At 70.3% G+C, this 3136-nt stretch carries 3 protein-coding genes; all 3 read left to right on the plus strand.

Going from position 1 to position 3136, the window contains the following annotated elements; genetic code table 11:
• The first annotated feature begins 138 nt into the window (after positions 1–138).
• The 3 genes from pstC to pstB are packed head-to-tail and all read left to right on the plus strand — an operon-like array spanning position 139 to position 3016.
• Positions 139–1122 (plus strand): phosphate ABC transporter permease subunit PstC, encoded by a 984-nt coding sequence (gene pstC, locus ACFUEL_RS37480; RefSeq protein WP_380242341.1) that lies wholly within the window; start codon positions 139–141, stop codon positions 1120–1122.
• A complete protein-coding gene (gene pstA, locus ACFUEL_RS37485; RefSeq protein WP_380242343.1) occupies positions 1119–2198 on the plus strand; it encodes a phosphate ABC transporter permease PstA in 1080 nt (359 codons plus the stop codon). Before pstC ends, pstA begins: the two co-directional genes overlap by 4 nt.
• Positions 2199–2239: 41 nt before the next feature.
• Positions 2240–3016, plus strand: a complete 777-nt coding sequence (gene pstB / locus ACFUEL_RS37490; RefSeq protein WP_033250478.1) for a phosphate ABC transporter ATP-binding protein PstB — start codon at positions 2240–2242, stop codon at positions 3014–3016.
• Positions 3017–3136 lie beyond the last annotated feature (120 nt).

Below are 3136 nucleotides of genomic sequence, written 5' to 3' on the forward strand. Positions count from 1 at the left end.
CCCCGAAGGAGGGGGGAGGGCCGCCCGGCCGGGGCACTCGTCCGCGCGAACCGAGCACCACCACCACGAACGTCCGGGGCACCGCCGCCGAGGTGCCGCCCTCCGCGGGGCAGCGCCGCCAGACCGGAGTAAACGACCATGACTTCTGCACCCCCCGCCGACGCGCGGGGACGGACTCGACGGAGCCGGGGCGACAGCCGCCGCGGCGACAGCGTCTTCTTCAACCTCTCCCGGGGCTCGGGCGTCCTGCTGCTGGTCATCATGGCCGCCATCGCAGGCTTCCTCGCCTACCGTTCCGCCCTCGCGCTGGGCAAGAACGAGGGCAACTTCCTCACCACCTTCGAGTGGACCCCGGACGCGGCCGAGCCGGTGTTCGGCGTCGCCGTCCTCACCTTCGGCACCCTGGTCAGCGCGTTGATCGCGATGGTCGTCGCGGTGCCGGTCGCGGTCGGCATCGCGCTGTTCATCTCGCACTACGCGCCGCGCCGGATCGCCCAGCCGTTCGCCTACCTGGTCGACCTGCTGGCCGCCGTCCCGTCCATCGTCTACGGCCTGTGGGGCGTGCTGTTCCTCGTCCCGCACATGGACGGCCTGACCAGCTGGATGGACCAGTACCTCGGCTGGACGTACGTCTTCGACCAGTCCAGCACCGGTGTCGCCCCGCGCAACCTGTTCACCGTCGGCATCCTGCTCGCCATCATGGTGCTGCCGATCATCACCGCGGTCACCCGCGAGGTGTTCCGGCAGGTCCCGCGGATGCACGAGGAGGCGGCGCTCGCGCTCGGCGCGACCCGCTGGGAGATGATCCGCACCGCGGTGCTGCCCTTCGGCCGCCCCGGCATCATCTCCGCCTCCATGCTCGGCCTGGGCCGCGCGCTCGGCGAGACCATCGCGGTCGCCACCGTGCTGTCCACCAACAGCGAGCTGACGCTGCACCTGCTCGACCCGGGCGGCGGCACCTTCGCGGAGAACATCGCGCTGAAGTTCAACGAGGCCCAGCCGCTCGGCCGGGACGCGCTGATGGCCTCCGGCCTGGTCCTGTTCGTCATCACCCTGCTGGTGAACGGCGCGGCCCGCATGATCATCGCCCGTCGCAAGGAGTACTCGGGGGCCGCCGCGTGAGCGCCGTTACCACCATCGCCGACGCCACCCCGCCGCAGCTGGCCCGCCGGCTGACCGCGGCCCGGCTGCCCCGCTGGGCGCCGGCCGGCATCGCCGCCGCCTCGATCGCGCTCGGCTGCGGCGTCGGCGCCGCCACCGGGCTGGAGAGCCACCTGCAGTGGGGCCTGATCTCGGCGCTGCTGTTCCTGGCCGTCAGCTACGCCGTCTCGGCCTCCGTCGAGGGCCGCCGCCAGGCCAGGGACCGGTTCGCCACCTCGCTGATCTGGGTCTCCTTCATCTGCGCCGTGGTGCCGCTGGTCGCCCTGACCGTGTACACCGTCCAGCAGGGCATCGGCGCGATCAGCGGCGACTTCCTCACCCACTCGATGAAGGGCGTCGTCGCCACCCTCAGCCCGGACGGCGGCATCTACCACGCCATCGTCGGCACCGTCGAGCAGGTCCTGCTGGCCACCCTGATCGCCGCGCCGATCGGCCTGCTCACCGCCGTCTACCTGGTGGAGTACGGCCGCGGCCGGCTCGCCAAGGCGGTCACCTTCTTCGTCGACGTCATGACCGGCATCCCGTCGGTCGTCGCCGGCCTGTTCGTCCTGTCGCTCTGGAACATCATGCTGGGCTTCGAGTACTCCGGCTTCTCGGGCAGCCTCGCGCTGGCGATCCTGATGATGCCGGTCGTGGTCCGCTCCACCGAGGAGATGCTCAAGCTCGTCCCGAACGAGCTGCGCGAAGCCTCGTACGCGCTCGGTGTGCCGCGCTGGAAGACCATCCTGCGGATCGTCCTCCCCACCGCCGTGGGCGGGATCACCACCGGCGTGATGCTGGCGGTCGCCCGCATCACCGGTGAGACCGCCCCCGTGATGATGCTGGTCTTCGGTGCCGACTTCATCAACAGCGACCCGTTCAACGGACCGCAGCAGTCGCTGCCGCTCTACATCTGGCAGCAGTACTCGCAGATCAACAACGACTACGGCTACCAGCGCGCCTGGGGCGCGGCCCTGGTCCTGATCGCCTTCGTGATGGGTCTCAACCTCATCGCCCGGGGCGTCGCGCGCTGGCGCTCGCCCAAGGGCGGGCACTGACACCGACTGACGTACGAACAGACGAGAGAAGACGAAAGACCATGGCCAAGCGCATCGACGTCAGCGGACTGTCCGCCTACTACGGCTCCACCCGCGCCATCGACGACATCTCGATGACCATCGAGCCCCGCTCGGTGACCGCCTTCATCGGCCCCTCGGGCTGCGGCAAGTCGACCTTCCTGCGCACCCTCAACCGGATGCACGAGGTGATCCCCGGCGCCCGGGTCGAGGGCAAGGTGCTGCTGGACGACGAGAACCTGTACGGCGCGAACGTCGACCCGGTCGCCGTCCGCCGCTCGGTCGGCATGGTGTTCCAACGCCCCAACCCGTTCCCCACCATGTCGATCTACGACAACGTGGTGGCCGGCCTCAAGCTGGCCGGGGTGAAGAAGAAGTCCGTGCTGGACGGCGTGGTGGAGAAGTCCCTGCAGGGCGCCAACCTGTGGAACGAGGTCAAGGACCGCCTGGGCAAGCCCGGCGCGGGCCTGTCCGGCGGCCAGCAGCAGCGGCTGTGCATCGCGCGGGCGATCGCGGTCGAGCCCGAGGTGCTGCTGATGGACGAGCCCTGCTCGGCCCTCGACCCGATCTCCACCCTCGCCATCGAGGACCTGATCGGCGAGCTGAAGTCGCAGTTCACCATCGTGATCGTGACCCACAACATGCAGCAGGCGGCCCGGGTCTCCGATCGCACCGCGTTCTTCAACCTGGCGGGCGTCGGCCAGCCCGGCAAGCTGGTCGAACTGGACGACACCCAGCGGATCTTCTCCAACCCGTCGGTCCAGGCCACCGAGGACTACATCTCCGGCCGCTTCGGCTGACCGGCCCGCCCCCCGTACGGGACCGTACGGGGGCCGCACCGAACTGCTCCGCGGCGCTGCATGGCGGTGCCGCCGCGGAGTGCGAGAGGAAGGGCCCGCCCCCGTGCTGTGGCGGCGGGC

The sequence above is a fragment of the Kitasatospora sp. NPDC057198 genome (assembly GCF_042670125.1).
Lineage (GTDB): Bacteria > Actinomycetota > Actinomycetes > Streptomycetales > Streptomycetaceae > Kitasatospora.

Bases quoted from the DNA above. Each gene is read 5' to 3' on its own strand.
- pstB (WP_033250478.1), top strand. From the start codon at position 2,240: ATGGCCAAGCGCATCGACGTCAGCGGACTGTCCGCCTACTACGGCTCC.
- pstC (WP_380242341.1), top strand. From the start codon at position 139: ATGACTTCTGCACCCCCCGCCGACGCGCGGGGACGGACTCGACGGAGC.